General features: G+C 46.1%; 28 protein-coding genes and 1 other RNA gene. 11 read left to right on the plus strand and 18 right to left on the minus strand.

Annotation, left to right across the window (positions count from 1 at the left end; all coding sequences use genetic code 11):
* Positions 1-90: 90 nt before the first annotated feature.
* The gene (locus AC2TDN_RS04720; protein WP_484687160.1) at positions 91-558 is read left to right on the plus strand and encodes a M67 family metallopeptidase; all 468 of its coding nucleotides are present in this window, start codon (positions 91-93) and stop codon (positions 556-558) included.
* On the opposite strand, the gene AC2TDN_RS04725 is transcribed toward AC2TDN_RS04720, so the two are convergent.
* Genes AC2TDN_RS04725 through AC2TDN_RS04735 form a run of 3 tightly spaced genes read right to left on the minus strand, consistent with a single transcriptional unit; the run spans position 544 to position 3,764 of the window.
* Positions 544-1,278, minus strand: coding sequence for an exonuclease domain-containing protein (locus AC2TDN_RS04725; protein WP_482069422.1), 735 nt, complete (start codon positions 1,276-1,278; stop codon positions 544-546). The genes AC2TDN_RS04720 and AC2TDN_RS04725 overlap by 15 nt on opposite strands.
* 12 nt (positions 1,279-1,290) lie before the next feature.
* Complete coding sequence (locus tag AC2TDN_RS04730) at positions 1,291-2,358, minus strand: DUF294 nucleotidyltransferase-like domain-containing protein (protein ID WP_484687161.1); 1,068 nt, start codon at positions 2,356-2,358, stop codon at positions 1,291-1,293.
* A gap of 44 nt (positions 2,359-2,402) precedes the next feature.
* Positions 2,403-3,764, minus strand: coding sequence for an ammonium transporter (locus AC2TDN_RS04735; protein ID WP_482069424.1), 1,362 nt, complete (start codon positions 3,762-3,764; stop codon positions 2,403-2,405).
* A 542-nt stretch (positions 3,765-4,306) separates the two neighbouring features.
* Between AC2TDN_RS04735 and AC2TDN_RS04740 the strand changes: the two genes are divergently transcribed.
* Together AC2TDN_RS04740 and AC2TDN_RS04745 are read left to right on the plus strand one after the other, a co-directional pair.
* Positions 4,307-4,732, plus strand: a complete 426-nt coding sequence (locus AC2TDN_RS04740) for a MerR family transcriptional regulator (RefSeq protein WP_484687162.1) — start codon at positions 4,307-4,309, stop codon at positions 4,730-4,732.
* 37 nt (positions 4,733-4,769) lie between these two features.
* Positions 4,770-5,450, plus strand: a complete 681-nt coding sequence (locus tag AC2TDN_RS04745) for a zinc metallopeptidase (RefSeq protein WP_482069426.1) — start codon at positions 4,770-4,772, stop codon at positions 5,448-5,450.
* Positions 5,451-5,523: 73 nt separating this feature from the next.
* On the opposite strand, the gene gltC is transcribed toward AC2TDN_RS04745, so the two are convergent.
* Together gltC and AC2TDN_RS04755 are read right to left on the minus strand one after the other, a co-directional pair.
* Positions 5,524-6,438 (minus strand): glutamate biosynthesis transcriptional regulator GltC, encoded by a 915-nt coding sequence (gene gltC / locus AC2TDN_RS04750; RefSeq protein WP_482069427.1) that lies wholly within the window; start codon positions 6,436-6,438, stop codon positions 5,524-5,526.
* 39 nt (positions 6,439-6,477) lie between these two features.
* Positions 6,478-7,119 carry a rhomboid family intramembrane serine protease gene (locus AC2TDN_RS04755; RefSeq protein ID WP_484687163.1) on the minus strand — a complete coding sequence of 214 codons (642 nt, stop codon included), beginning with the start codon at positions 7,117-7,119 and terminating at the stop codon, positions 6,478-6,480.
* A 104-nt stretch (positions 7,120-7,223) separates the two neighbouring features.
* Between AC2TDN_RS04755 and tpx the strand changes: the two genes are divergently transcribed.
* The gene (gene tpx, locus AC2TDN_RS04760; protein WP_482069429.1) at positions 7,224-7,742 is read left to right on the plus strand and encodes a thiol peroxidase; all 519 of its coding nucleotides are present in this window, start codon (positions 7,224-7,226) and stop codon (positions 7,740-7,742) included.
* Between the two features lie 80 nt (positions 7,743-7,822).
* Here tpx and AC2TDN_RS04765 read toward each other — a convergent pair whose 3' ends face one another.
* The 4 genes from AC2TDN_RS04765 to cshA all read right to left on the minus strand — a co-directional run bounded on the left by AC2TDN_RS04765 (position 7,823) and on the right by cshA (position 11,302).
* Positions 7,823-8,212: a DUF1499 domain-containing protein gene (locus tag AC2TDN_RS04765; RefSeq protein WP_169082043.1), complete on the minus strand. Its 390-nt coding sequence runs from the start codon at positions 8,210-8,212 to the stop codon at positions 7,823-7,825.
* A 113-nt stretch (positions 8,213-8,325) separates the two neighbouring features.
* Positions 8,326-8,508: non-coding RNA, 6S RNA (ssrS, locus tag AC2TDN_RS04770), on the minus strand.
* Between the two features lie 47 nt (positions 8,509-8,555).
* Positions 8,556-9,332 (minus strand): YesL family protein, encoded by a 777-nt coding sequence (locus AC2TDN_RS04775; protein ID WP_484687164.1) that lies wholly within the window; start codon positions 9,330-9,332, stop codon positions 8,556-8,558.
* Positions 9,333-9,691: 359 nt separating this feature from the next.
* Complete coding sequence (cshA, locus tag AC2TDN_RS04780; RefSeq protein ID WP_482069431.1) at positions 9,692-11,302, minus strand: degradosome RNA helicase CshA; 1,611 nt, start codon at positions 11,300-11,302, stop codon at positions 9,692-9,694.
* 155 nt (positions 11,303-11,457) lie between these two features.
* On the opposite strand from cshA, the gene AC2TDN_RS04785 reads away from it, so the two are divergent.
* The 3 genes from AC2TDN_RS04785 to AC2TDN_RS04795 all read left to right on the plus strand — a co-directional run bounded on the left by AC2TDN_RS04785 (position 11,458) and on the right by AC2TDN_RS04795 (position 14,066).
* Entirely contained in the window at positions 11,458-12,297 is an 840-nt protein-coding gene (locus tag AC2TDN_RS04785; RefSeq protein WP_484687165.1) for a YitT family protein, read from the plus strand.
* A gap of 138 nt (positions 12,298-12,435) precedes the next feature.
* Complete coding sequence (locus AC2TDN_RS04790) at positions 12,436-12,630, plus strand: hypothetical protein (RefSeq protein ID WP_053376908.1); 195 nt, start codon at positions 12,436-12,438, stop codon at positions 12,628-12,630.
* A gap of 239 nt (positions 12,631-12,869) precedes the next feature.
* On the plus strand, positions 12,870-14,066 hold the full coding sequence (locus AC2TDN_RS04795; RefSeq protein WP_482069433.1) for a putative glycoside hydrolase: 1,197 nt from the start codon (positions 12,870-12,872) through the stop codon (positions 14,064-14,066).
* Between the two features lie 112 nt (positions 14,067-14,178).
* Here AC2TDN_RS04795 and pfkA read toward each other — a convergent pair whose 3' ends face one another.
* From pfkA to AC2TDN_RS04810, 3 genes are all read right to left on the minus strand, one after another.
* Positions 14,179-15,147 (minus strand): 6-phosphofructokinase, encoded by a 969-nt coding sequence (gene pfkA, locus AC2TDN_RS04800; RefSeq protein WP_482069434.1) that lies wholly within the window; start codon positions 15,145-15,147, stop codon positions 14,179-14,181.
* A gap of 30 nt (positions 15,148-15,177) precedes the next feature.
* Positions 15,178-16,206, minus strand: a complete 1,029-nt coding sequence (locus AC2TDN_RS04805) for a tetraprenyl-beta-curcumene synthase family protein (protein WP_484687189.1) — start codon at positions 16,204-16,206, stop codon at positions 15,178-15,180.
* 79 nt (positions 16,207-16,285) lie between these two features.
* Positions 16,286-16,603, minus strand: coding sequence for a hypothetical protein (locus AC2TDN_RS04810; protein WP_484687166.1), 318 nt, complete (start codon positions 16,601-16,603; stop codon positions 16,286-16,288).
* A 133-nt stretch (positions 16,604-16,736) separates the two neighbouring features.
* Between AC2TDN_RS04810 and AC2TDN_RS04815 the strand changes: the two genes are divergently transcribed.
* Positions 16,737-17,927 carry an MFS transporter gene (locus tag AC2TDN_RS04815; protein WP_484687167.1) on the plus strand — a complete coding sequence of 397 codons (1,191 nt, stop codon included), beginning with the start codon at positions 16,737-16,739 and terminating at the stop codon, positions 17,925-17,927.
* Positions 17,928-18,012: 85 nt separating this feature from the next.
* Here the strand turns inward: AC2TDN_RS04815 and AC2TDN_RS04820 are convergent, their stop codons facing one another.
* From AC2TDN_RS04820 to AC2TDN_RS04830, 3 genes are all read right to left on the minus strand, one after another.
* A complete protein-coding gene (locus AC2TDN_RS04820) occupies positions 18,013-18,732 on the minus strand; it encodes a YebC/PmpR family DNA-binding transcriptional regulator (protein WP_484687168.1) in 720 nt (239 codons plus the stop codon).
* A gap of 203 nt (positions 18,733-18,935) precedes the next feature.
* Entirely contained in the window at positions 18,936-19,133 is a 198-nt protein-coding gene (locus AC2TDN_RS04825) for a cold shock domain-containing protein (protein WP_482069438.1), read from the minus strand.
* 80 nt (positions 19,134-19,213) lie between these two features.
* Entirely contained in the window at positions 19,214-19,915 is a 702-nt protein-coding gene (locus tag AC2TDN_RS04830) for a class I SAM-dependent methyltransferase (protein WP_484687169.1), read from the minus strand.
* A gap of 162 nt (positions 19,916-20,077) precedes the next feature.
* Here AC2TDN_RS04830 and AC2TDN_RS04835 point away from each other — a divergent pair, with 162 nt between their 5' ends.
* The 3 genes from AC2TDN_RS04835 (at position 20,078) to pepF (ending at position 22,613) form a co-directional block, all read left to right on the plus strand.
* Positions 20,078-20,311 (plus strand): hypothetical protein, encoded by a 234-nt coding sequence (locus AC2TDN_RS04835; protein ID WP_482069440.1) that lies wholly within the window; start codon positions 20,078-20,080, stop codon positions 20,309-20,311.
* Between the two features lie 131 nt (positions 20,312-20,442).
* Positions 20,443-20,625, plus strand: coding sequence for a hypothetical protein (locus AC2TDN_RS04840; protein WP_484687170.1), 183 nt, complete (start codon positions 20,443-20,445; stop codon positions 20,623-20,625).
* A gap of 197 nt (positions 20,626-20,822) precedes the next feature.
* Positions 20,823-22,613 carry an oligoendopeptidase F gene (gene pepF, locus AC2TDN_RS04845; protein WP_484687171.1) on the plus strand — a complete coding sequence of 597 codons (1,791 nt, stop codon included), beginning with the start codon at positions 20,823-20,825 and terminating at the stop codon, positions 22,611-22,613.
* A 428-nt stretch (positions 22,614-23,041) separates the two neighbouring features.
* Here the strand turns inward: pepF and AC2TDN_RS04850 are convergent, their stop codons facing one another.
* From AC2TDN_RS04850 to AC2TDN_RS04860, 3 genes are all read right to left on the minus strand, one after another.
* Positions 23,042-23,524 (minus strand): HIT family protein, encoded by a 483-nt coding sequence (locus tag AC2TDN_RS04850; RefSeq protein WP_482069442.1) that lies wholly within the window; start codon positions 23,522-23,524, stop codon positions 23,042-23,044.
* A 380-nt stretch (positions 23,525-23,904) separates the two neighbouring features.
* The gene (locus AC2TDN_RS04855) at positions 23,905-24,180 is read right to left on the minus strand and encodes a hypothetical protein (RefSeq protein WP_484687172.1); all 276 of its coding nucleotides are present in this window, start codon (positions 24,178-24,180) and stop codon (positions 23,905-23,907) included.
* A gap of 9 nt (positions 24,181-24,189) precedes the next feature.
* A complete protein-coding gene (locus AC2TDN_RS04860; RefSeq protein WP_482069444.1) occupies positions 24,190-24,558 on the minus strand; it encodes an MmcQ/YjbR family DNA-binding protein in 369 nt (122 codons plus the stop codon).
* Between the last annotated feature and the right edge of the window lie 64 nt (positions 24,559-24,622).

Here is a 24,622-nt window from a genome sequence, read left to right on the forward strand (position 1 = left end):
CCTGCCTGTTGCATTGCCCGCAAATGTTAGCGCACCCCGTTTTATTCCGGTATACTTATTTTATCCGTTTCGAAACAGGGAGGCTGTACGATGACAGAACAGCAATCGAAGGGCTTTATAACCAAATCGGCATTTGAGCAGCTAATACAAATTTGTTTGGATGCCAAGCCATATGAGGCATGCGGGATCGTTGCAAGCAGCGATCGAGACTCATTCCCCTCCTCAGATCTGACTGATGAAGCAAACGCTCAAGTTATTGATACGATCATTCCGATAAAAAATATACATCTCGATCCTGCTCACTCGTTCGCCTTTGATCCGGAAGAGTGGACAGCAGCCTTTTATGACATGCAAAAAAACCGACAATCGATTGTCGGTTTATTTCACTCCCATCCGCGAACAGAAGCCATTCCGTCTTCTAGAGACACGGAAGGCTTCCTGCCCGCATCCGAGCTTTCCTATTGGATTGTCTCATTGCAAAACAGCGAAGCCCCTTATGTTAAGCCCTATCGCCTCTCACAAGGAACGTTCATTCCGCTGCAGCTAGTGCTTGCTTAAATAAGCGTACAGATCACCAAGCGTATTTATGTTTCTCTCCAATATCCGCGCCAAATAGTTTTGCCACAGCTTAGCCGTCATAATCGAATCTTGCAGGGCATGATGCCGCTCCGTAATAGGGATACAGCAGCTTTCCAGCAGCTCATCGAGGCTGTACCCTTCAAGGTTCGGCTCCAGCCATTTCGCCACCATCATCGTATCCAGCACTCTGTGGTTTAAATTCACCTTCGAAGTTCTCCAAAGCGCAGCATTTAGAAACTGCTTGTCATGACCAGAAGCATGTGCAATAAGGAGGCGTCTGCCTACAAACTCCATAAAACCATGAAGCACCTGCATCAAATCAGGCGCATCCTGAACCATTTCATTCGTAATGCCCGTCAATTCAATAATCGCCTTTGGAATTCTCCGCTTTGGATTGACTAGACTGTAGAACGACTCCCCTTCCACGATCTCGCCATCTCGCAGCAATACAGCTCCAAAGGAAATGATCTCATCGCCATTTGTTGGATAGAAGCCCGTTGTTTCAAGATCAAATACGACAACCTCAAGCTCTCGAAGCGGCATGTCGAACATGGATTGCTTGCGCTGCTCTTTGTTGACGTTCCGAATAAACGCCATTTGCTGCGCATTTTGCGAGCCTAACATAGAAGCGATGGCAGGCGTAAATCCTCCCATTTTGTATAGGTTCCACATACGACCGACGCCTTTTTGCTCCTTCATTTCTCCACCGCCCTACATAAGCCTGCCCATTGTTTGCTTGAATACCGCTCGCTGCAGCTTCTTGCCTAGACGCAGACCACTCTTTAATTCATCGGTCATTTCCTTCGTCAGCTTTCGGCTCGATAGCTTGCCATTATTGGCATATAAGCCATCGCCATTCTGCTCGGTTGTCATTAACCGAAGTCTCAGAAAAATCCGAAACGCTTGATCGTAAACGGCAGCATCCTCGTTAGACATCTTACCCGCTTGGACAAGCATTTTAATTCGCTCCAGCGTTGAAGTTTCCCGAATGCCTACTTGAACAGCCAAAAGCCTAATCGAATTCACCATAGGGATATAAGCGCCATATTTGATATCCAAGCTGCCAGCATCTTCCCCATACTGCTCCTTCAGCAATTGGCCAAAAAAACCTAGCAGCACCTTATGGCGCATCGTATTATCCAGCATGCGCTGCAGGATGATCGGGTGGTTAAGCATATCCGTAAAAAAGAAGTCCTTTAACTCATCAACCAGTCGATGTTCGCCATAAACGCATCGTCCATCCGCGATGATGAGCAAATATCTAACCGCTTCCCATGCCGGCTCCTCAAACCAATGATCCAGCTTAGCGCCCCACTCCGACAATGATAAGCACCATTCCGGATTGCTGCTCAGCACATTCCCTTCACAAGGCGGGTATCCTACCTTCTGAAGATTGAATACAACAAGCTCACATAGCTCTTTAAAATAAATTTTCACTTCCGCTGAATCAGCCACTGGATCCTGGTAGACAACTCCGCTGTCTTGATCGCTTGACAATGTCTGCTCTTTCCGACCGCCGCTGCCGAACAATAAATATGCGTAAGGCACGGGGGGAGAACCATTCCCCAACCGTGCCATTTCCGCTTCTGCGAGGATGATCGCGCGTTGAATTACCGCATCGTGCACCTCATTCAATTGTTCATTAAATTGTTCGACCGGACGCGTTGGGAGAAGAGCTTCCATCTGCTCGTGTACTTGATCCCGCAAGCCTCGCAGCCCTTCCACATGATCAGCTGAGCCAATCTGCTTGAGAAGCTGCAAACGCACCGGATCACTCATGCGACGCCTCTCCCTTCGGTCAGTATATCATGACCAATCCATTATCATTGAATGTTTTGACCTGCTTTTTTCATTTGCTCAGGATAACCATAAGCCCCATGCTCACTAAGGTCAAGACCGATAATTTCTTGCTCTTCCGTAACGCGGAAGCCCATGATAAGTTTCATAACTCCAAGGATAAGGAACGAAGCTGCAAGCACGAATGCTCCAACGACTACAACGGATTCGAATTGTACCCAAAGTTGCTTCCAGCTTCCTGTGTCGATCAAACCGCCTGTACCTATGCCAACTTTATCAGCAAGCGCTTGAGTAGCGAAGATACCATTAGCAAGCGTACCCCAGACACCAGCTGCGCCGTGAACAGACAAAGCATAGATTGGATCATCCACTTTGATTTTTTCGAAGAACTTCACGCTGTAGAATACGAGAACGCCAGCTACAAGACCAATAACAACCGCTGCCCAAGGATCGACAAATGCGCAAGATGCTGTAATAGCTACTAGACCCGCAAGCGTACCGTTAAGCATTGCAGTAATGTCCGCTTTTCCTGTAACAGCCCAAGAAATAAGAAGTGCTGCCACGCCGCCTGCGCCTGCTCCAAGCATCGTGTTGAAAGCTACATATCCGAAGAATCCGTCGCCGATAGCTACTGTACTGCCTGCGTTGAAACCGAACCAGCCAACCCATAGAAGCAATACGGAAAGTGCAGTAAACACTTGGTTATGTCCTAAAATTTCATTAGCGGAGCCGTCTTTGTTAAATTTACCGATACGCGGTTTAAGTAATACGGTTGCCGCAAATGCTGCAAGTGCACCCGTTAAGTGAACAACAGTGGAGCCTGCAAAGTCTTGCGCTCCGTCTTCAGCAAGCCAGCCGCCGCCCCAGATCCAGTGAGCAACAACCGGATAAATGATTGCGATAAAAAATACTGTAAATACGATATAAGAGGAAAGCTTTGCTCTCTCTGCGAAACCGCCCCATGCGATGGATAGGGAAACCGCTGCAAATGCTAGTTGGAACAAGAAGAATACAGTGCTTGGATAATTCTCGCCATCACCAGCAGCTACTGCTGGATCGAAGAAGAAGTTGCCCCATCCGAACAAGGCGTTTAATCCACTATCGCCGCCGAATGCAATGCCGTAGCCAAATGCCCAATAAATAAGTGCCGCCAAGCCAGTTGTGAAAATGGTTTTGCCGGCAACGTGACCCGCGTTTTTCATTCGAGTGGAACCTGTTTCAAGAAGAATAAATCCGCCTTGCATAAGTAGAACTAGAATGAATGAGAGCATAACCCATAGCGAGTTTAAACCCATGTTCAACGTTGCTGCGGAAGGATCCTCTGCAAACGCCATTACCGGAAACAATAAGGTGAAGATTCCTAAAGCTAACATCGTTTTCTTAATCATTACGACCACTCCCTAAGTGTTATGTTTCCTTACATGAGAGGAAAGACTTAATGTCATTATAGTCAGTAGTGCTCAATTTGACAATACGTTTTATGTAAATTCACAAAAAAAATCAAACATTCAACATGAAATCTAACACGAACGTTAAGAATTTGAACAAATCAGGACAAAAAAACCCTATTGTACCTGCTCATTCTTCGCATTTTCACTTTTTATAGGCATAGATTCCTACTTGAATTAATAGTGATCGTATAGTAGGAGTAGGCGCTCTTTAATTGCGAGATAAAAAACGAGCTATATTACGATATAAATAGAAGCGTTAAAATATTTTATATTTATTTCATAGTGGGATCAATTGAGGATGGTTACACCGCATGTACCACGTTTGACTGTATGGTAACTTTACCATTATCATTAGAGGTAACAGAAGCACCACATTTTGTGATGGCGACACAGCACCATGCTTCGGGTAAAATATAAGTTTAGGGTATGAACGGAATTTTACTTTCTTATATTTTGTACGAATGGAGGAAATGAAAAAGATGTATCGAATCGGAGAATTAGCCAAGCTGTCTCAAATCAGCCCACGAACCATTGACTATTACACTTCAATCGGTTTAATAGAACCTGCTGAGCGTTCTGCCAAGAACTATCGTCTCTATGCCGATGAAACCTTGCAGCGTCTAGAACGTATTGAACAGATGAAAAAAGATAAATATACGTTAGATGAGATAAAAACCAAAATTGAAAGCTGGAGCAAAATTACACCAGAGGAGCAAGTCTCCCGCAAGCTGACGGATCTGCAGCATCATCTAAGCCAGCTGGAGCGGGAAGTGAAGGAGCTTGAGCCCGTCATTAAGAAGCTCAAACCTCGTCAAGCCAATCACCTATACACCCGCCTCATGCCGCAGACCGCAGCCTGCATAGAGGCTCTAATGCTTCTTATTAACAAAAGCTCCCTCATGTAGCGATTATCTTTCATCAATATAATGGAGGAATGACTCAATGACGTTTATCTACATTTTAATCGTACTCGCTTTTATATTAACGATTTGGGCACAATTCCGAGTCAAAGGAACCTTTAAGAAATGGACTAGCGTGCAAGCGAACAGCGGTTTAACCGGCTATCAGGCAGCAAGACGAATGCTCGATTCGAATGGTCTGCAAGATGTGCCAATCGAGCCAGTACGCGGCACGCTCACAGACCACTACGATCCCATTCACCGTGTCGTACGTTTATCGGAGCCTGTCTATTATGAAAATTCAATCTCAGCGGTTTCAGTCGCCTGTCACGAGGTCGGCCATGCCATCCAGCATGCGGAGCATTATCCGATGCTAGTACTGCGCCACCGCATATTCCCGGTCGTAAACTTCGCTTCCGGCGTTGCCCCTTTCCTATTCATCGCCGGTATTCTATTCTCGGCATTGAACCTAATCGGACTGGGCATCATTTTCTTCTCGGTCGCAGTAGCCTTTCAAGTGATTACACTTCCGGTCGAGTTTAATGCGAGCAATCGGGCAAGAGACATCATGATCGCCGAAGGCTTCATTACGAATGATGAGGAACGCGGCGTTGCCAAGGTGCTTAACGCTGCAGCATTAACCTATGTAGCGGCTGCCCTCTTGTCCTTGCTCGAGCTTGTTCGATACATCTTAATTTTTGTAGGCGGAAGCCGGCAAGAATAACATTCAGGCATAACAAAAAAGGAGCTGTTCCAAATCAGTCTATTATGACTGATCGGAATAGCTCCTTCTTTAATTAGTCTAATTCGTTCTTCGACTTAAGGTCCTCTTGGAAATATCGAAGCAAAAAGCCATGGAAGACCTTTGCAACCAGCGGCAGCTTCTCATTCGAACGGCGAATGAGACCAATAGTACGTGTCACCTGTGGCTCAGTCACGCGAACCTTCGTTGGCTGCAAAGGACCTGTATAGTGAAGCGCCATCTCCGGCAGCAAGCTCACACCCATGCCCGCCGCTACCAGACCGCGAATCGTATCTGTCTCTTCGCCTTCAAAGCCAATTTGCGGCGTAAACCCTGCTGTCTGGCAGGCTTCCCAAACGATTGGCCGAAGGGAATAGCCCTCTCTGAACAAGACGAAAGTCTCATTCTCCAGCTCCTTCAGCTCAATGGACTCCATATCTGACAAACGATGACCTGGCGGCAATATCGCATACAGCTCTTCCGTAAGAAGCACTTCCCCACAGACGAATTCATGCTCATCTGGAAATGGAGAAATAAACGCCAAATCGATCTCCCCTTTGATCATGTCACGAATAAGCGAAGGATACATCCCCTGCTTAAATCGAAATTTCACATTCGGGTGAAGCTTGCGAAAGGCTGCAACGACCTGCGGGATTAACGAGATCCCCAAACTATGAGGAAAGCCAAGTCTAATCTCACCCTTCTCAGGGTCCAAAAATTCATGTATTTCAATGACAGCACGTTCCAAATCAGCCAATATGACTTCCGCGCGCTTTAGGAAAAGCTGGCCGACTGGCGTAAGCTGCAGGTTTCTTCCTTTTTGAACGAATAGCTTCACACCAAGCTCTTCCTCAAGCTGGTGGATTTGCCGGCTCACTGCCGACTGCGCCACATGCAGCTCTTCGGCCGCCTGTGTAACATGTTCTTTTTTTGCTACTTTCACGAAGTAATGAAGCTGACGAAGTTCCATACCGGTTAGATTCTCTCCCGTATATACATAATTTTCATTCTACGCGCTATTTCTACGCGTCTTCAATCGATCGAATACGCGGTAAAGAAGGAAGCCGGCTAATGCGCCTCCAACATGCGCCCACAAATCAATCCTCGGCACAAGAAAGGAATAAACAACTCCAAAAATCAATATCGTGTATACCGTTTTACGCGAGCTCTCATCAAGCTGCGACTTTCGGAACAAGGAAATATACAGAAACGCACCGTAAATGCCGTAAATCGCTCCTGAGGCCCCTACACCTATGTGGCTAGTTGGATCACCTTCAATAACATTCAAGGCAGCGCTCATCGCATTACCTGCAATGCCGCAAAGCAAATAATAAATGGCATACCTGACACTATTGAGAAGACGCTCCAGCGGCGGTGCGAACACAAGCAATGCAAACATATTATAGAGCAAATGCTCAATGCCTGAATGCATGAAGATCGACGATACATAACGCCACGGCTCATCCGTACCATACGGATCAAACTCCACATTGGTCGCAAATGCACCGAATTTATAAGCATGCGATGCACTATTAGGATCACCGTTCACAGCAATCACAATAAAATATATAATATTTAAAGCAATCAACGCAGATGTAACGGGATAAAGCTTTAAGTAAGAACGAAAGCTCTCATACCGCAAAAAAATCATTGCTTCAACCCCTTTTCTCTCCAACAATTGGACAAGGTCGTTTCGTAACGATTATAATAAATTTGGTATTGACCACCAATCCATTTAGAGGAGGAAATTTTCACATGACACAAGAACGTAATGGAGCTGCCACTTTCAAGGGCAATCCGATCACATTAGTTGGACCAGAATTGAAAGTTGGGGACAAAGCTCCTGATTTCAGCCTTAACAAATCGCTCGTAGAAAACGTATCCCTTAAGGATTTCGCTGGTAAAATCAAATTAATCAGCGTTGTGCCTTCCATCGATACAGGCGTTTGCGACGCGCAAACTCGTCGTTTCAATGAAGCTGCCGGTTCGCTTGGCGACAACGTTGCTGTACTTACGGTAAGCGTTGACCTTCCTTTCGCGCAAGCACGCTGGTGCGGTGCTGCAGGCATCGACAAAGTTGTATTGCTATCTGACTACAAAGCACACAGCTTTGGCGATTCGTATGGCGTATACATTAAAGAGCTTGGACTTGACCAACGTTCAATCTTCGTAATCGATGCGAACGACACGATCCAGTACGTGGAATACTTGCCGGAAATGACAGAGCACCCGAATTATGAAGAAGCGATCAACGCAGTCAAAGCGCTCGTATAATCCTTATTTTATTGAGCTCACAAATACACAGATTGCAAACAAAGCGAGTGAAGGACATCCTTCCTCGCTTTGTTTATGTATTAACTATTAACTTTAAAGGCTGCAAGCTTCTTATCAAGTGTACGGTACAAATCCAGAATGACTCTGTAATTAGAACCAAGATCCCCGAGTGAGCCGCGGGATGCTGAATAAATATCGACTGCCGATTGCAGCGGATTAACGCTAATCACGGAAACCGTAATGTCCATCGTTCTTCCAAATGCCGTGCGCTTCTCCAGTACAATTTCACCAACGGATTGCACCTCATGCAGCACTTTATAACCTTGCATCTTCTTAAGAGTCGATATCACTTCTTCCCAAGCCTTGTCTTTGGAAAGCTTGTAGAAATGAGATTTGAGCATTGGATCCTTGGCTTTGTCACCAGTCTGTTCATGACTGCGCAGTAGCCCGATCAAGGTCCGCTTCAACAACAACGATCTCCCCCTCCGGCATCTATGTACATTACTCTATATAATACCATGATTTGTCCCATGAAAAAAGAGCTATCACTGGATTTAACCAGCAAATGCTCTTCATTTGAAAATGAGAACCCGCCTATGCCGTCCGACTCACATGTTTCTGAACCCGCTTACGCAGGTGGGTGACCGCAGAACCGCTTTTGAGGTCCCCTTTCGGGGGCATGTCAGCTACGCTTCGATATTGGTCTCCCGTGAAACAGCCATTGGTTCAAAACAGCGTAAAGCCGTAACGAGCATCGCAGGAGGTATTGCTATTATAGACCTAACAAAAGAAAAAGTAAACTTTGACCGACTGTTATTTACTGGACCCGCTCGAATCATCCTTAACGAGATCGATACGGTCAAGCTCAGCAGCCTTCTCCGCCTCTTCCTCCTCCGCCAAACGCGCTTTCTCCGCTTGATCCTGCAGCTTCTGGTAAATCAAATGGAAGTTCCAGAATGCCAAGTAAGCGATAATACTGCCCATAAAGAAAGGAATAAGAAACGTAAACTTCGAGCTGAAATACATAACCGCACCGCTCATAATTGCTGTAGATAGGGAACGGAAAGGCTTGCCGATTGTAATGAGAACGGCATTTTTCAGCAATTGAAACGTTTTCATATGATAATGGACAAGCATAGAGAAAAAATTAAATAGCGATACAATCAGCAGCACTAGAAAAGCAATAAAGATGTACGAAAGCAAATTCAATTGCTCACGATATACGATGAAATCAACAACCATAATCGCCAGCAGTACCGTATAAATAATACCGCCAAGCATGCTTTGCTTATAGTTTTCTTTGTAGCCGCGGAAAAAAGTTTTGAACAACGGGACATCGCCTTCACCCATTACCCATTTGCGGGCAACCGCAAACATGGCTGCAGTAGCTGGGAACAAGGTAAACGGCGCAACGACCGCCATTGCAATAAGAGCGGAATACATTTGACTGACATCCTGTGAAAAAAACAATCCCAACGCGAAGAAAAGGAATGGAATTGAACAGACCAACCATAATACATTGATAACCGATAACCGCATAATCCATTCGGAAATTCGGTAAAACCCACCCATTAGCCCTCTTGGTTCCATCGGATATCTGCCTCCAGAAAAGTAAGATTACTCCCACCAGATCAACTTGCATAGTGACATGTAACCGCCCAATTTCTGCTTCCTAGGCTAGCATCTAAACGGCATGAACCTATTCACAAAAGATATAAAGCCTCAGCCTTCACTACTTATGAAGTTCAAAAAGTGGTTGCCGCAATACTCTCGCAGCTCGGTTAATGTACCTCTACAGGTTGCAATCTCGTTATGTTTATTCTAAATGCATTTCTCAGTAAATCCAATTGTTGCCAAGATTAACAATAAAAGAACCGAGGACGACCGGATGCCCGTTAGGGATACGGACTTCCTCGGTTTTTTTTGGAAATCACATGGGTAAAGCTAAATTAGTTATTTACGCTGCCATCGGAAGAGCTTTTTGGACGACGGTTTTCAGTACGTCCTTCGCTGCTTCTCTTGCCGCCGTAACCGCCGCTGCTGCCGCCACGAGACTCATAGCCACCGCGCGAGCTGCCGCCAGTGCTGCTGCCGCCGCTGCTGCGTCTGTCATCGCGACCGCGATAACCTCCGCCGCTGCCGCCAGTGCCGCCGCTGCGGTTGCCGCCGTATGAAGAGGAAGAGCCGCTGCGATTAAATGGACGACCGTTCGAGCGAATGTCCGGCTTGCGTTTCTTAGCGCGAAGCGGATCTTCCGGAGTCAATTCGATTTCTACGTTTTTCTTCTCGCCAGTCAGCAATTTAATTGCTGCGGAAAGCAGGTGAACGGAATCATATTGCTCAAGCAATTGAATGGAAATCGCTTTGTATTCCGAGAACTCCTCGTTTTGAACGACTTCAAGAAGACGCTCTGCCGTTATGCGTTGTTTGCCTTCAATCGCTTCTGCAATGCTTGGAAGCGGCTTGCGGTTCATCTTCTGACGCGTAACTTTCTCGATGAAATGCAGGTGATCTGTCTCGCGCGGCGTTACGAATGACCAAGCTGTACCTTCTTTACCTGCACGGCCCGTACGACCGATGCGGTGAACGTAGCTCTCAGGATCCTGCGGAAGGTCAAAGTTGATAACATGCGTTACGCCAGATACATCGAGACCACGTGCAGCAACGTCAGTTGCTACCAGTACATCGATGCTGCCGTCACGGAATTTGCGCATTACGCTATCCCGTTGGTTTTGTGACAAATCGCCATGCAAACCGTCAGCAGTGTAACCACGCTTTTGAAGCGCTTCGCTTAGCTCATCAACCCGGCGTTTTGTACGGCCGAAGATGATTGCAAGCTCAGGTGATTCCATATCGAGCAAACGGCTAAGCGCTTCGAACTTCTGGCGCTCATGCACTTCAATGTAAGATTGCTCGATAAGCGGTGCTGTGATTTGTTTCGGAATAACCGAAACATGCTCTGGGTTTTTCAGAAATTGCTGTGCAAGCTTCTGAATGTTAGCTGGCATTGTAGCGGAGAACAGCATCGTGTGACGCTCTTCTGGCACTTGCTTCAGGATGGATTGAATGTCCTCCATGAAGCCCATGTCAAGCATTTCATCCGCTTCATCCAAGATAACCGTTTGCACATCTTCAAGACGAATCGTCTTGCGGTTGATGTGGTCAAGCAAACGACCAGGTGTACCAATAATAATTTGAGGCTTCTTCTTCAATGCACGGATTTGACGACCAATTTCTTGTCCACCATAAATCGGCAACGAGCGAAGACCTTTGAATCGAGTTAACTTCCCGATCTCGTCAGCCACTTGAATAGCGAGTTCACGGGTTGGCGTCATTATTAATGCGACAATGCGTTCCTCGCTTGTCGGAATTTTGTTAATGAGCGGAATTCCGAATGCCGCTGTCTTTCCTGTACCCGTCTGTGCTTGGCCAATTAAATCTTGCCCAGCCATAGCAATAGGGATCGCTTTGTCTTGAATCGGGGTAGATTCCTCGAATCCAAGTTCGGTAATTGCTTGCAACACTTTTGGTTCCAAGCCAAATTCAGCAAATGTTTTCAAACTTTTCTCAAACTCCTTTTATCTGCAGCTTACTTAAGAATATCCAAATCATTATAGCACACAATCATTCATGAATACCAGCGAACCAATTAAAGCCATACTAATCGTGACAAAATAAAGCAAACAGATACGTCGGTTGCATTGGAGCGATTGCCATGAATCCGCACTCCCTGCGTTACCTTTATACGGTGCCGGTTATGACGGCAGGAGCCTTCCTTATTGCGCTTGGCTTCAATCTATTCCTCATTCCGCATCAGTTGCTGGCCGGCGGAATATCCGGTATTTCTATGATGATTGGCTATATATCCGGCGGAAATATCGGATGGCTTTATTTCATTCTCAACTTACCGGTACTCTTATGGGGATGGTTCGTAGTTGGCCATCGGTTTATTATTTGGAGCATCTATACCGTCATCTCGTCCACCTTGTTTCTGCAGCTCCTTCCTATCATCAAAATAGTCGATGACATCGTGCTTGGCTCCGTTTTTGGAGGCATTATCATTGGCTTCGGAAGCGGCCTTGCGATGCGCTATGGCGGCTCCTCGGGGGGCTTCGATATTATTGCCTCAATCGTTACGCGCAGGCGCGATTTGCCTGTTGGGATGATTATCTTTATATTAAATGGCGTTGTCATCGCCCTGCTCGTTTTGTTCACAAACAATTGGAATTCTGCCCTGTACTCGCTTGTCGCCATTTTTTCCGCTGGAAAAGTAGTAGATCTCATTCATGTGAGGCATATTAAGCTAACAGCCTTTATCATCACGACTAAGACCGATGAGCTTCTTGCGAAGCTGCTCCTGCACCCGCGCGGCATTACCATAATCAAAACACGCGGTGCATATTCATCGGCTGAACGCGATATGCTGATGACTGTAAGAACAAAATACGAAATAGCAGAGCTTAGCAAAACGATAACCACAATCGACCCGCATGCATTCATTAACATCGTGGAAACGGTGGGCGTCATTGGCGACTTTTCGAAGCCAAAAGACTAATCCATATACGCAGGAATGGATTTTGCACAGTATCCCTATGTTTTTGAAAATGATCCTGATATAATGTTTGTATCCCGTAGCTTTGGTTTCTTGCCATATGATTTCCCCTAAACATTCGATATGAAAGGGTGATGCTCAATGGATATGGAAACGGTCAAATTGTCTCAAATTGTAGAGAAGCTTGCCCCAGAGCTTAGTCCTTTTCTTACTGCACGTGAATTGGACATCAGCATCGTGCTGCGCGACGGTCTAGCCTTGCTTGAACCCGCAGACGCAATGGAAATTGTGCAGCACAGTATTTGCAATCAGCAGAGAGAAGCTTTGTTACAATGACAATGCGGGACAAACGGATTATTTATGCGCCAGTCGAGATTTATCCGACTGGCTTTTTGTTTTTTTTCAAATATATCCTCTGTAAAAACACAACTGTTATGTACCAAAAATCCACAAACAAAATGATCCTTTCTTGCTCATTTGACACATATACTTTGGTATTCCATCAAAAAAGTTAATGACCCAGCATGCCATCTGCTTTATAATTTGAACAGAATAGCTAACGGGGAGAGAGCAAAATGGACATCATCATTTCAACCTTACTGCTACTGTACAGCTTGCTCACAGGAAGCGGAGAAGAAAGTTCCGCAGCCAAGCAGCTTGCAATTGCCTACCTGAATTCCGCAGCTGGACACACCATTATTCAACCGGATTCGACTTTGGCCGGGGGCAAAAATCCAGGAGCATCTGAAGCTGGCCAGATCAAGAAGGATCCACAGCCGGATACTCCGCCGATAAAAGGCATCTATGTAACAGCCCACAGCGCGGGCGGCGCGCGCATGGCATCTTTATTGAAACTGTTGGATGATACCGATTTAAACAGTATGGTAATTGATATCAAAGATGATAACGGGTACATTACATATCCTACAACGACTCCTGAGCTGCTGGAGGTCGGTGCTTCCAAGAAATATATAAGAGACATCAATCAAATGATGATGACGCTTAAGCAGCACAAAATTTATCCGATTGCAAGAATCGTCGTGTTCAAAGATACCGTACTTGCCCGCAAACAGCCGGAGCTGTCCTTCCTCCATCAAGATGGAACGATATGGAAAAACGGCAGAGGCGAAAGCTTCGTTAATCCTTATCGCAAGGAAGTTTGGAATTACAACATCGCCGTTGCAAAGGAAGCGGCTAGACTGGGCTTTAAGGAAATCCAATTTGACTATGTGCGATTTCCGGAGGGTTTTGAGAATAAAGCAGCCTCCCTCACCTTCAGCAAAACGGAGCAAAGCAGGGTTGACGCAGTTGCAGGCTTCGTAAAATACGCGCGTGAGCAGCTTGAGCCGCTTGGCGTTCGTGTCTCGGTCGATATTTTTGGATATGCCGCATCCGTGCCGGCAGCCGAAGGAATCGGGCAGGACTTCGTGAAAATATCGAATGATGTACATGTCATTTCGCCTATGATTTATCCCAGCCACTACAGTACAGGGTGGTTTAAACAGAAAGACCCCGATCGCAGCCCGTACGAGACCATTAAAGGGGCGATGCTCGATACACACAAGAAGCTCGATCCTATCGTAGAGCTAAAGCCGATCATCCGCCCTTGGATTCAGGATTTCACAGCGAGCTGGCTAGGCAGCGGCCACTTCATCAAATATGGCAAGGCCGAGGTAGAAGCACAAATCAAAGCTCTGCAGGATACGGGAGTTAAGGAGTACCTGCTCTGGAATGCTGGCAATAAATATTCGCCGGGCGTTGCGTACAAATAAACAGCCTCTACATCAAAAAAGTCCACCTGCGCTTTGAAAGCGTTGGTGGACTTTTTTTGGATGTTGTTATTTGAGCGATGACAGCAATGATCATCTGCGCTGCTCACTTAAATTACTGGGATAAACGAAGAGCCAAATCGTACATGGACATGTCAAAAGGCTTCTTCGTATTTACCACGGTATCGATATCTGTTGTAACCAGCTCACCGCGCACAACGCCGCAAGCTTTGCCTGAGTCACCATTCATAAGCTGTCTTACTGCAAAGTCGCCAAGACGGCTTGCCAAAATACGGTCGATTGCCGTTGGCGTTCCGCCGCGCTGAATGTGGCCGAGCACCGTTACGCGCGGTTCAATTCCGCAGTGTGATGTAATTTGCTGTGCGACATCCTCGCCTTTGCCAGCGCCTTCGGCGACAACAATAATACTATGGCGCTTCCCTTTGGCAAAGTTCGTTTTCATACGCTCGGCAACCTCTGTCAGCTCAAACGGAACCTCCGGCACAAGAATCGTTTCAGCGCCGCTCGCTAGACCAGCGTGAAGCGCGATATCTCCGCAGTGACGCCCCATAACCTCAACGATCGACGAGCGCTCATGCGAGGACATCGTATCGCGGATCTTGTTAATCGCGTCAACAACGATGCTTACCGCAGTGTCAAAGCCGATCGTGATGTCTGTGAACGGGATATCGTTGTCAATCGTTCCTGGCAGGCCCATCGTCTTGATGCCAAGCTTGCTTAGCTTGTTAGCGCCTTGATAGGAGCCGTCGCCGCCAATAACGACCAAGCCGTCGATGCCTCTTGCACGCAGCACTTCAGCGCCGCGCTGCTGTCCTTCAGCGGTAACAAACTCCTTGCATCTAGCCGTTTGCAAAATAGTGCCGCCTCGTTGGATGATATCGCCTACGCTTCTCAAATCCATTTGGCGCAAATCATCATTAATAAGCCCTTGATAGCCTCTCTGTACCCCATAGACATCTAATCCATAAAATAGTGCGCTTCTTACGACAGCACGAACGGCTGCGTTCATACCTTGCGAATCTCCTCCGCTTGTCAGTACTGCGATTGATTTGACTGCAGACATGTTCCATTCCTCCACATTTTTCATTTATAGTTAAGCCTGTTGCTTCCGAATCCAGATGCTGTTTATAAGGAAAAACAGGCGTGTTATCGGACTGTTCTTCATTAGCCTCCTCGATACATCTCTAACATCCGCCTGGTGGCGGACCTTCGGGTCTGATAAATACAAGGCCAGCAGCCCTTCAATAATCAAACGATGAAAACGGGAAGCAGGAAGCTGCTTCACATCCTCACGCGCGCGGTTCACGATGGTTCCGAGACGCTCAACAAGCAGACCTTCATTATCATAATAATTGCAAAAATTTAGATCGCCGCCTGCATGGTCCTCTTCCTGATCGATTAAATAATCGAGCAAGATATGGAGGCCGCATACATGCGGAAAGTAAATGTTTTTGATCGAGGCTGCATCCTGCTCTGATAACTGGTCTTCGCTCGCCGCTAAAAAAAGCATAAACATGCCAAGGGTCGAGCCTGTTGCCGCAGCAAATTCATTCCATTGCAGATTAGGGTAATCGCTGCGATGCAGCTCCCACCATGCAAGCAGATGCTCCTCGCGCAAATCCTTATGAATATGCTTGTACACCTGCAAATCGCCATACAAGCCTACCAGCCCGGTTACATACTCCTGCACGCTTCTATAAGATGGCAGGTGCGCGATTTGAAGCTGGCAAGTGCGAACAAGATGATGCAAATAACCGCCATCGTCCTTTTCACTACGAAATGCATAATAATCCTGAAGCTTTGCTTCGGGATTGACGGCATCAAGCATCGATTGATGCAATAATCGAAAATCATCCGGATCAAGTGAGGTGCTTCGATCGCAAAGGTTGTCCAAGTAGTCGCTTATCGTCTGCAAAGCAACAATAAGCGGAATGAGCACATGTCTGCGCTCCAGATTCGCAGCCGCATATACGCCGCCGCCTTGGCAATGAAACTTTTTGCTATCCATACTGCTCAAAGCCTGCGTTCGAAGCTCCGCATCAGGTATTTGCTGCGCGAGAAGACGTAGCCCCTCGAGCTCTCGGTCCACTGCAGGCAGCACATACTTATATACGCGATGCATGAGCCTAAGCGGACTCTGCGGCACCCGTTTGCCAGATAAAGTCGTCAATCTCACGACGCACCCCTCCTCGAAAACATGTTCATGAATGTCGGCGTGATTCTAATTGCTGATCGATGCGATACCAAATATGAAGATCGTTAATCCTGCTTGCATAATCGGCAATTTCATAGTTTAGTATACAGGATTGCTCAAAGCTATCTTCTTCAAACAGCTGAGCTTGCTTCACGTTGATGAACTGTTCAAGTTCCATGACGCGATCAGGAATCGTTCCGCGTATAAGCTCCCACTGCTCAACGATCGTAAGCTGCACAGTTGTTTCATACTGCTCCCATTCCATTTCCAGCACGGGAATACGGATCCGAAGCCGTTCATTCCAGTCAAAACGATAAGCTCCCATTGTAAACCTCCACCTCTAAATGTACCATTTCGAATCATAATAATCCAGCTTCAAATCTCATTGGTCCGATTGCTAATCCATGCTATACTGATATGCATATTATTTAAGATAGAGATGGAGTGAGCATTCAACGATGGATACACCAGATATTGCCAAAGTAGAGCGCTCTTCGACAGCTCGCAAGGAGACATTTTCACTGCGCGTCTTTAGCTTCTCTGCCTATTCTACGGCGGCAATGGTCGTCTCCTTTATCCCGCTGTATTTTCTGGATAGAGGCTTTTCAGAGCAGCAAATCGGCATCATTTATTCAACAGGACCGTTTATATCGATCTTCGCCAACATCATCCTCGGCATGGCAAGCGACAAGTACAGGACGATCAAAAAGCTGTTGATGCTGCTCTTGTTTGGCCAGCTTGTTATGATATCGCTGTTATTTCCTATAGAGAACTTTGCGCTTGTATGCCTTGTCATGATGGGCTTTTATTTTTTTCAGACACCAATAAACCCGCTGAGCGACAGCTTGCTGCTATTATCCAGCCAGTATACCGGAACGCCTTACGCACTGATACGTATATTTGGATCGCTTGGCTTTGCGGTTACCGCGTATTCGTTCGGACTCATTTTAAAAGAAGTAGGCTCGAAATGGACGCTGCCGCTTGCCCTTTTCACAATTGCTATCACGCTTATTCTGACAACACGAATTAAGGATTACCAAGGAAGCGCCCGCAAGATCGACTTCTCCGGCTTCTTTAAGCTGCTGCGCCAGCGCGATGTGCTCTTGTTCTTTTTAATCATTTTGACGATATCCATCCCTCACCGGATGTACGAGGGCTTTCTTGCCGTTATGATGCGTCAAATGGGCGCCAGCGACTCGCTTGTCGGACTTGCATGGCTGGTGTCTGCTTTGAGCGAAATTCCAATTCTGTTTCTACTCGGCAAATACGGGCATAAATTCAAGGAGCTTCCGCTGCTTATGATCGCATCCATTATGTATGCGGTTAGGCTATGGCTGCTTAGCGATATTCAAGATCCGCGCTGGGTTATCGCAACGCAAGCGATGCACAGCATCTCGTTTGGCATTTATTTCTCGACAGCGCTTCGCTACCTGTCGCATCTTATACCAGATGAGTTCCGCGCTTCCGGGCAAGCCGTTTATTCAGTCGTCTGGATAGGACTTGCCGGTGTAATCAGCGGGATGTTCGGCGGCTTTGTTTATGAGCAATTTGGCCGCGAAACGTTCTTCCGCATGGGTGCGGGCTTTGCGATCGTCGCAGCGGCAGCCTTCCTTGCCCAGTACTATTTCAGTCGAACAGATCGTTTATAATCCATTAGAAAAAAAACAGGGCTGCTTCCTTCTGCGTGTGCAACACACGAAGGGAGCAGCCCTGTTGCCTTATATGAGAGTCGTCTTATTCCGCAATTTCGAAATTAGAATAAACATCCTGAACATCGTCATTGTCTTCAAAAGCATCCATCATCTTAAGCAGCTTATCCGCGTTTTCGCCTTCTACCTTGACGATATTTTGCGGCAGCCAGCGAACGCCGGCATTGACGAATGTATAGCCATCCTTCTCCAGCGCGTTCTTCACCTGCTCAAACTCATGCGGGTGCGTTAAAATTTCAAAGCTGTCATCATTGACGACAACGTCCTCAGCGCCAGCTTCAAGCGCGATCATCATCATGGAATCCTCATCGGTCTCATGAACTTCACGATCCACAACAAGCAGTCCCTTATGATCGAACATATAGCCTACGCAGCCGCTCTCGCCCATGTTGCCGCCGCGTTTGTTGAATACGGACCGAACATCAGCAGCGGTACGGTTGCGATTGTCTGTCAAGCATTTAACCATGATTGCTACACCGCCAGGGCCATAGCCTTCATACATAATGTCCTCGTACTCAACGCCGTCACCAGCGCCTGCAGCCTTCTTGATCGCCCGCTCGATATTATCGTTCGGCATTTGCTCTGCTCTAGCATTGGCAATGGCCGTCTTCAGACCGAAGTTGGCGTCCGGATTTGGCCCGCCTCTGCGCGCTTGAACGTAAATTTCACGTCCGAGCTTAACGAACTTGTTATTTTTAGCCTGATCGGCCTTACCTTTACGGTCTTTGAACAATTTAAATTTCATTATGCTCGCTCCCCTGACAAAGTTTCCAAGCAACAGTTTATCACCGCAGGTAGGTCCTGGTCAATGAAAGCGAGCGCAAACGGCCGTTATGTAAAGTCACCTATTTGTAAGTATCACGTAACCTTTTAACAAAATCATACAGTAACGTAAAAAGACTCCCTGTCGCCAGGGAGCCTCTTCAATCGTTCATTCGCACATTTTTACTATGCTTTAGTGACGTTGGCCGCTTGAGCTCCGCGGTTACCCTCAGTAATGTCGAATTCGACCGCTTGCCCTTCATCTAAAGATTTGAACCCATCACTTTGAATCGCAGAGAAATGGACGAATACATCTTCTCCACCCTCTGTTTGGATAAAGCCGTAGCCTTTCTCCGCATTAAACCATTTAACTGTACCTTTCATTTTAACAACCTCCTAAATATTACCGCCTCTTACATATAGGCGAATAAAATTATTATATCTATCTGGAAAACAAAAAGCAATTACACTTGAATTTTCAAATAGTGACTAGACTTGGGAATAAATGGGAGATACGAAGAAGGCAGCTCCACCCTGCCTTTATTTGATGAAATCACGTCCATTAACTGTTCAAGATTAGGGTAAGGCTCCCAATTAAGCGTAATAAGCGGATAAATACGTATTTGTCCACCTGACTTGCAAATTCGCATCAGCTCTAATATAGCTTTTATGTGAAATTCATATCCGAATTGATCTGCATACAAAAACATAAAATGACTGCAAAGCACGAGCGAAAACTGATCATCGGGAAATGGCAGCTCAGGCAGCTTCCCATAAACATAATGATTGGCCGCTTTATGATCCCGTACATGAGCAGCAAATCGCTGAATAGACTCCTCGCGGCTTGCTCGGTGATTTTCAAGCGAGCCATAATAGCTCCAGTCGAAATGGTCTTTCACTTTGGCAAGCTTGGCTGTAGATGTATCAATCTCCTGCTTTGCCTCTTTGATCCACTCTTCAATCCCAGCACCATAGCGCGGATCAACGGCAAATGCCGAATATCCTCTTTCGTTTGCCTCCGCTGTAAAGGAGGAACCTCCTGCAGCTACATCCAGAACGGAACCAATCTCCAGATCCGATAGCTGCAAACCAAACATTTTAACATACTCCTCGAAGCTTCTGCATGTCATCGCAACACCGATTTGCTCATAACCTTGCTTGCTCATTCGCTCAGCTCTCCTCGTCTCGTCTCATCTCGTCTCATCAAATCTTTACCATTCTCGTCTCTTCTGAGCTTGCTTCTTATGCTGTCGTATTGATTACAGCCTCCATAATGGCTATGATGATAAGAATACCATAATTAACTACTAAAAAGGGTGAAAAAAAGGATGTTCAAAAAATACGAAATTTACAAGACCGACAAATACAATATGCTGACGGTTGAAGTACAAGGAAAAACGCTTATCGTTCGGGAAATTTCCGATCAATGGGGAGAAGACACTCATACCTTCATTAGCAGACCTGAAATGATGCATTGGGCGCAAAATCGGTATCGCGCTTCCGACTTTGTCGGCCGCGAAGAAGAATTAGAAGCGATCATGCAAGCATTGAAAGAAGTTTAACACCCGCTATTATTGAAATGCGGCAGGAAAATTTACCCTATGCGGCGAACATATCGTTACTGGTCGAAGCATAGGTAAAATGATGAGGCTGCTGTTCATGCCAGCTTATTGTCAGGAGGCTTTACCAACAGATGGACCCTACTGCTTCGATTATTTTTATTATTGCAGCCTTCTCGCTTGGAGCGATTGTCATTATGAAACGCGACTCCTTGCCCGCCGGTCTGCGCCGCGGACTTGCGATGGTATCCATCGCACTTATTGCGTTTGCGTTTTTCCTCATTGTTTATGCCTTTTTCACGATGGGTCCAGCTTAGCCGGCAGGCTGCTGAATATTCGAAATTACGTTCGGACATAGTAAACACAAACTGTGTCCCGAGGTGATATCTGGATGAAATGGCTCCCCCTTCTGCTTGCTTTAAGCCTTGTGCCGGGTGCTGCAGCTTCCAATGACGCAGCACCAGCAGCTCGCAAGCAAGCTTTACCAACCTTATCCATACCAAGGAGGAATTCGATGAATCACGTACCAAAACGTTCTGAATCCGCGCCTGAGACCCGCTGGAAGCTAGAGGATTTATTTGAAAGCCAAGCGGCATGGGACAAGGAATTTGCAGAAGCGAAGGCATTAATCAAAAAACTCCCTGAATTCCAAGGCAAGCTTGCCGACGTAGCTCAGCTTAAAGCGTGCTTTGAGCTTGAGGATGAGCTGTCGATGCATGTGGAACGGCTTTATGTATATGCGAATATGAAGCATCACGAGGATACAGCAGAGTCAACCTATCAAGCTTTATCCGATAAATCGAAAAAAATTAGCGTTGAATCAGGCGAGGCACTCTCCTTCATCACACCTGAAGTGCTAAGCTTGCCGGATGATAAGCTGGAAGCTACCATTGCAGATGAGTCGGTAGCTAAATTTCGCCATACGCTGGAAGAAATGCGCCGCCAAAAGGCTCACATTTTAACGAAGGACGAAGAAGCGCTGCTTGCTCAGGTCGGCAATATGAGCTCCGCTCCAGGCACGATCTTCAACATGCTTAACAATGCGGACTTAAAGTTCCCTAAAGTAAAAAATGAAGACGGCGAAGAAGTCGAACTGACGCATGGCCGTTACATACAGTTTCTCGAAAGCAAAAATCCAGATGTGCGCCGCGAGGCGTTTAAAGCGGTATACAAGACGTACGGCAAGCTAAAAAACACGCTCGCTTCTACATTGACTTCAAACGTAACAAAAAATATTTTTTATGCGAAGGCTCGCAAATACGACTCCGTGCTCGATATGTCCCTCTATGGGGACAACATTCCGCAGGAAGTTTATACGAACCTGATCAATACGATTCATAAGCATCTCCCGCTTATGCACCGCTACATGGAGCTTCGGAAGAAGCTGCTTGGTCTGGATGAGCTTCATATGTACGACTTGTTCGCACCGCTCGTTGATGAGTTCAAGATGGACATTTCATATGAGGAAGCTAAGAAAACGGTAAGCGAAAGCTTAAAGCCGCTTGGCGATGATTATTTGAAGGTGCTGCAAGAGGGCTTTGACAATGGCTGGATTGACGTATATGAGAATGAAGGCAAACGCAGCGGCGCTTACAGCTGGGGAGCTTTCGGAACGCATCCTTACGTGCTGCTCAACCACAAAGACAACTTAAACAGCATGTTCACCTTGACACACGAAATGGGCCATGCGCTGCATTCCCATTACTCGGATACGAATCAAAATTACCGGGATGCGCAATATACGATTTTCCTAGCCGAGGTCGCTTCTACTTTGAATGAAGCTTTGCTAATGGATTATCTTCTTGGCAAATCGACTGATCCGAAGGAAAAAATGTATTTGCTCACCTATTACGCAGACCAATTCCGCACGACGGTATTCCGTCAAACGATGTTTGCGGAGTTCGAGAAAATCATACACGAGCGCTCTGAGCAAGGCGATTCGCTGACTCCGCAAGAGCTTAGCAAAATCTACTATGATCTGAACGTCCAGTATTATGGTCCAGGCATGGTTATCGATAAGGATATCGAAATGGAATGGGCGCGCATTCCCCATTTCTACAACAGCTTCTACGTGTACAAATATGCAACGGGCTTCTCCGCGGCAACCAGCTTCTCCAAACAAATTTTGGAGGAAGGCCAGCCGGCAGTTGAGCGTTATCTTGGCTTCTTGAAGAGCGGCGGCAGCGATTTCTCCATTAATATTTTGAAGAAGGCTGGCGTTGACATGTCTTCTCCTGAGCCGATCGAGCAAGCGATGAGCGTGTTCGAGGAGCTTATTGGTCAGATGGAGCAGTTAACGAAGTAGCATTTTGAAATAATGGTTGTAAGAGCGAGCGTCAAGTAAGCTTGACGACTATATCCTCAGACCAGACTCCTACGCAAAAAAACGAGCCTCTAGAATCGCTTCTGAGGCTCGTTTTGCGTTATAGAAGCTGTGTTTGAATCTCCTAACCGCATTTCTTTCTCGTGACATTGAAGATGGATCTGATATAACTGGAAAATGTCCATCTAATTCTCGTTTTTGCTTGAACTTGCATGAATTAACAGGAGCTTTTCCCGTTAAGTTAATATTTCCCCAAAGGCTTCAACAGCCACTTCTGCCGCCAGCCCAGCACACACGCTTACCACTTTTTCTCAGCGAGAAGCACCGGGGAGCAGCAAGCGGACCAGCGAGATTGGTTGCTTTGGCAATATTGCAATCGCGGGAGAGTAGATGGGATCGCAAACGTCGGCTCATAACAAACCTTTTCTTAACTTTTCTATACTTTTGATCACATAATTGTTATTCTCCTCATTGTTCATCTCGGTTCTCGCATGTCGTAGCGCAGGCCTTAATGATTCTACCGATTGTCCAAAATGCTTCATCCATTCATAACGCGGAACCATCCACAGATGAAAATGATGTGTAGTATCTTCATTGTAAAAGTAATACACATGATCAATTTTCAACTCTTTTCTTTGCGCCTCACGTATCCTCCTTATCAACTGTATATATCGACTAGATTCCTCCTCCGTTAGCTCATCCATACAATAGAAATGCCGCTTTGCAGCCAAAATAACTAAACCAGGGATTGGATATGCCACATCCTGATGGGCATGAAATAACTCATCCTCATAAATGACGCCCCCTACTGGCTGGACTAAGCCGGAAGTAACTGCGCAGCTTAAGCATTCGACTTCTATCGGAACTCCATTTGCGAGTATAACCTGTCTCATAACAGCCCTCCTAAATTCACTCTCTATCGTTGCAGCGTATGACACATCTCCATTAGTGCAAAATAAAAGGCAACCAAATCTGGTTACCCTTAACAGCTATACTTTTTACCTAGAAAATTAAAAGTTTCAATTACGCAGGAATGAACGACTTCCGAAAATCTTTCTTTAATTGGATTCAGACTATCCTTTAGACCATAAATTTTCACTTGAGCCATGCTCCTCAACTCACCTTTCTCATCGCAGCTATTCTCAAATCTTTTTTCCAATATCATCCTAATTATAGCATGACTTCAGGAAATGGAATACTGTATCGTTTTATGAAATAATGAATTAACAATAAGCGGTGGTTATGAATACCAAAACACAATCCCTCTTTTATGCTAGGAGAGCAGGCCTCCGATAAATATTACCCACAATTCGAGCAAGATCAAGGCAAAAGAACCTAGAAGTGCAATGATAGATTGGCTGGCTGACTGCCAATTTTTAACGCCTCCCAGTCCTGCCACACTTAAAAAAAACACAATTACAGCCGAAATCAAAATGACATAGTGTGGATTAAAAAAATGTCCTGATGATGATGAAGCCACAAAGAAAGCTGCCCAGCAGAACAGCATGAACAAAAATGAAAATAAATTTAGTTTAGTCGCTATTTTCATAAAGCCTCCTTATTCAGTTGCTGCAAATTGCTTCACCAGACGTTTAGGTGCGGCACGCAAATAAGCTTCTTTGAGCAGGACGCTCATCTCTTCCCAATCTTGAGGATCACTTATGGACACCCAGCCGCGATGACCGATATAAGCAGGCTTGAAAAATCGCTCCTCCTGCAGTAAAATCTCCTGCGTCTCTAGATCTGACTTAAACGTAATTCCATAGTCGCTCATGATGATAAACGACTTGTCTTTCACTTTAAAAGTATTATGTCCATGCCCGTCTATTAAATCTACGACCTCAGGCAGCTCGTTACAGATGATGCGAACCTGCTCGAGCATATTGATTCCTTTAGCTGTTTTCATTCCACTCAAATCGTGCTCCATATTAGCCCTCCTCAAAATATTGATCATATATACTTCTTTCGTGACGGCGGCTACTTTTACCTTT

The sequence above is a fragment of the Paenibacillus sp. Y660 genome, assembly GCF_057221575.1.

Coding starts and splice junctions, on each gene's coding strand:
- AC2TDN_RS04735 (WP_482069424.1), bottom strand. CDS start 3,764: ATGATTAAGAAAACGATGTTAGCTTTAGGAATCTTCACCTTATTGTTT.
- pepF (WP_484687171.1), top strand. CDS start 20,823: ATGAATCACGTACCAAAACGTTCTGAATCCGCGCCTGAGACCCGCTGG.
- AC2TDN_RS04840 (WP_484687170.1), top strand. CDS start 20,443: ATGGACCCTACTGCTTCGATTATTTTTATTATTGCAGCCTTCTCGCTT.
- AC2TDN_RS04855 (WP_484687172.1), bottom strand. CDS start 24,180: ATGAAAATAGCGACTAAACTAAATTTATTTTCATTTTTGTTCATGCTG.
- AC2TDN_RS04820 (WP_484687168.1), bottom strand. CDS start 18,732: ATGAAATTTAAATTGTTCAAAGACCGTAAAGGTAAGGCCGATCAGGCT.
- AC2TDN_RS04850 (WP_482069442.1), bottom strand. CDS start 23,524: ATGAGACAGGTTATACTCGCAAATGGAGTTCCGATAGAAGTCGAATGC.
- AC2TDN_RS04755 (WP_484687163.1), bottom strand. CDS start 7,119: ATGATTTTTTTGCGGTATGAGAGCTTTCGTTCTTACTTAAAGCTTTAT.
- gltC (WP_482069427.1), bottom strand. CDS start 6,438: ATGGAACTTCGTCAGCTTCATTACTTCGTGAAAGTAGCAAAAAAAGAA.
- pfkA (WP_482069434.1), bottom strand. CDS start 15,147: ATGTCTGCAGTCAAATCAATCGCAGTACTGACAAGCGGAGGAGATTCG.
- AC2TDN_RS04720 (WP_484687160.1), top strand. CDS start 91: ATGACAGAACAGCAATCGAAGGGCTTTATAACCAAATCGGCATTTGAG.
- AC2TDN_RS04730 (WP_484687161.1), bottom strand. CDS start 2,358: ATGAGTGATCCGGTGCGTTTGCAGCTTCTCAAGCAGATTGGCTCAGCT.
- AC2TDN_RS04835 (WP_482069440.1), top strand. CDS start 20,078: ATGTTCAAAAAATACGAAATTTACAAGACCGACAAATACAATATGCTG.
- AC2TDN_RS04790 (WP_053376908.1), top strand. CDS start 12,436: ATGGATATGGAAACGGTCAAATTGTCTCAAATTGTAGAGAAGCTTGCC.
- AC2TDN_RS04795 (WP_482069433.1), top strand. CDS start 12,870: ATGGACATCATCATTTCAACCTTACTGCTACTGTACAGCTTGCTCACA.
- AC2TDN_RS04725 (WP_482069422.1), bottom strand. CDS start 1,278: ATGAAGGAGCAAAAAGGCGTCGGTCGTATGTGGAACCTATACAAAATG.
- AC2TDN_RS04805 (WP_484687189.1), bottom strand. CDS start 16,206: ATGCATCGCGTATATAAGTATGTGCTGCCTGCAGTGGACCGAGAGCTC.
- AC2TDN_RS04745 (WP_482069426.1), top strand. CDS start 4,770: ATGACGTTTATCTACATTTTAATCGTACTCGCTTTTATATTAACGATT.
- AC2TDN_RS04815 (WP_484687167.1), top strand. CDS start 16,737: ATGGATACACCAGATATTGCCAAAGTAGAGCGCTCTTCGACAGCTCGC.
- AC2TDN_RS04810 (WP_484687166.1), bottom strand. CDS start 16,603: ATGGGAGCTTATCGTTTTGACTGGAATGAACGGCTTCGGATCCGTATT.
- AC2TDN_RS04785 (WP_484687165.1), top strand. CDS start 11,458: ATGAATCCGCACTCCCTGCGTTACCTTTATACGGTGCCGGTTATGACG.
- AC2TDN_RS04775 (WP_484687164.1), bottom strand. CDS start 9,332: ATGGAACCAAGAGGGCTAATGGGTGGGTTTTACCGAATTTCCGAATGG.
- AC2TDN_RS04830 (WP_484687169.1), bottom strand. CDS start 19,915: ATGAGCAAGCAAGGTTATGAGCAAATCGGTGTTGCGATGACATGCAGA.
- AC2TDN_RS04825 (WP_482069438.1), bottom strand. CDS start 19,133: ATGAAAGGTACAGTTAAATGGTTTAATGCGGAGAAAGGCTACGGCTTT.
- tpx (WP_482069429.1), top strand. CDS start 7,224: ATGACACAAGAACGTAATGGAGCTGCCACTTTCAAGGGCAATCCGATC.
- AC2TDN_RS04860 (WP_482069444.1), bottom strand. CDS start 24,558: ATGGAGCACGATTTGAGTGGAATGAAAACAGCTAAAGGAATCAATATG.
- AC2TDN_RS04740 (WP_484687162.1), top strand. CDS start 4,307: ATGTATCGAATCGGAGAATTAGCCAAGCTGTCTCAAATCAGCCCACGA.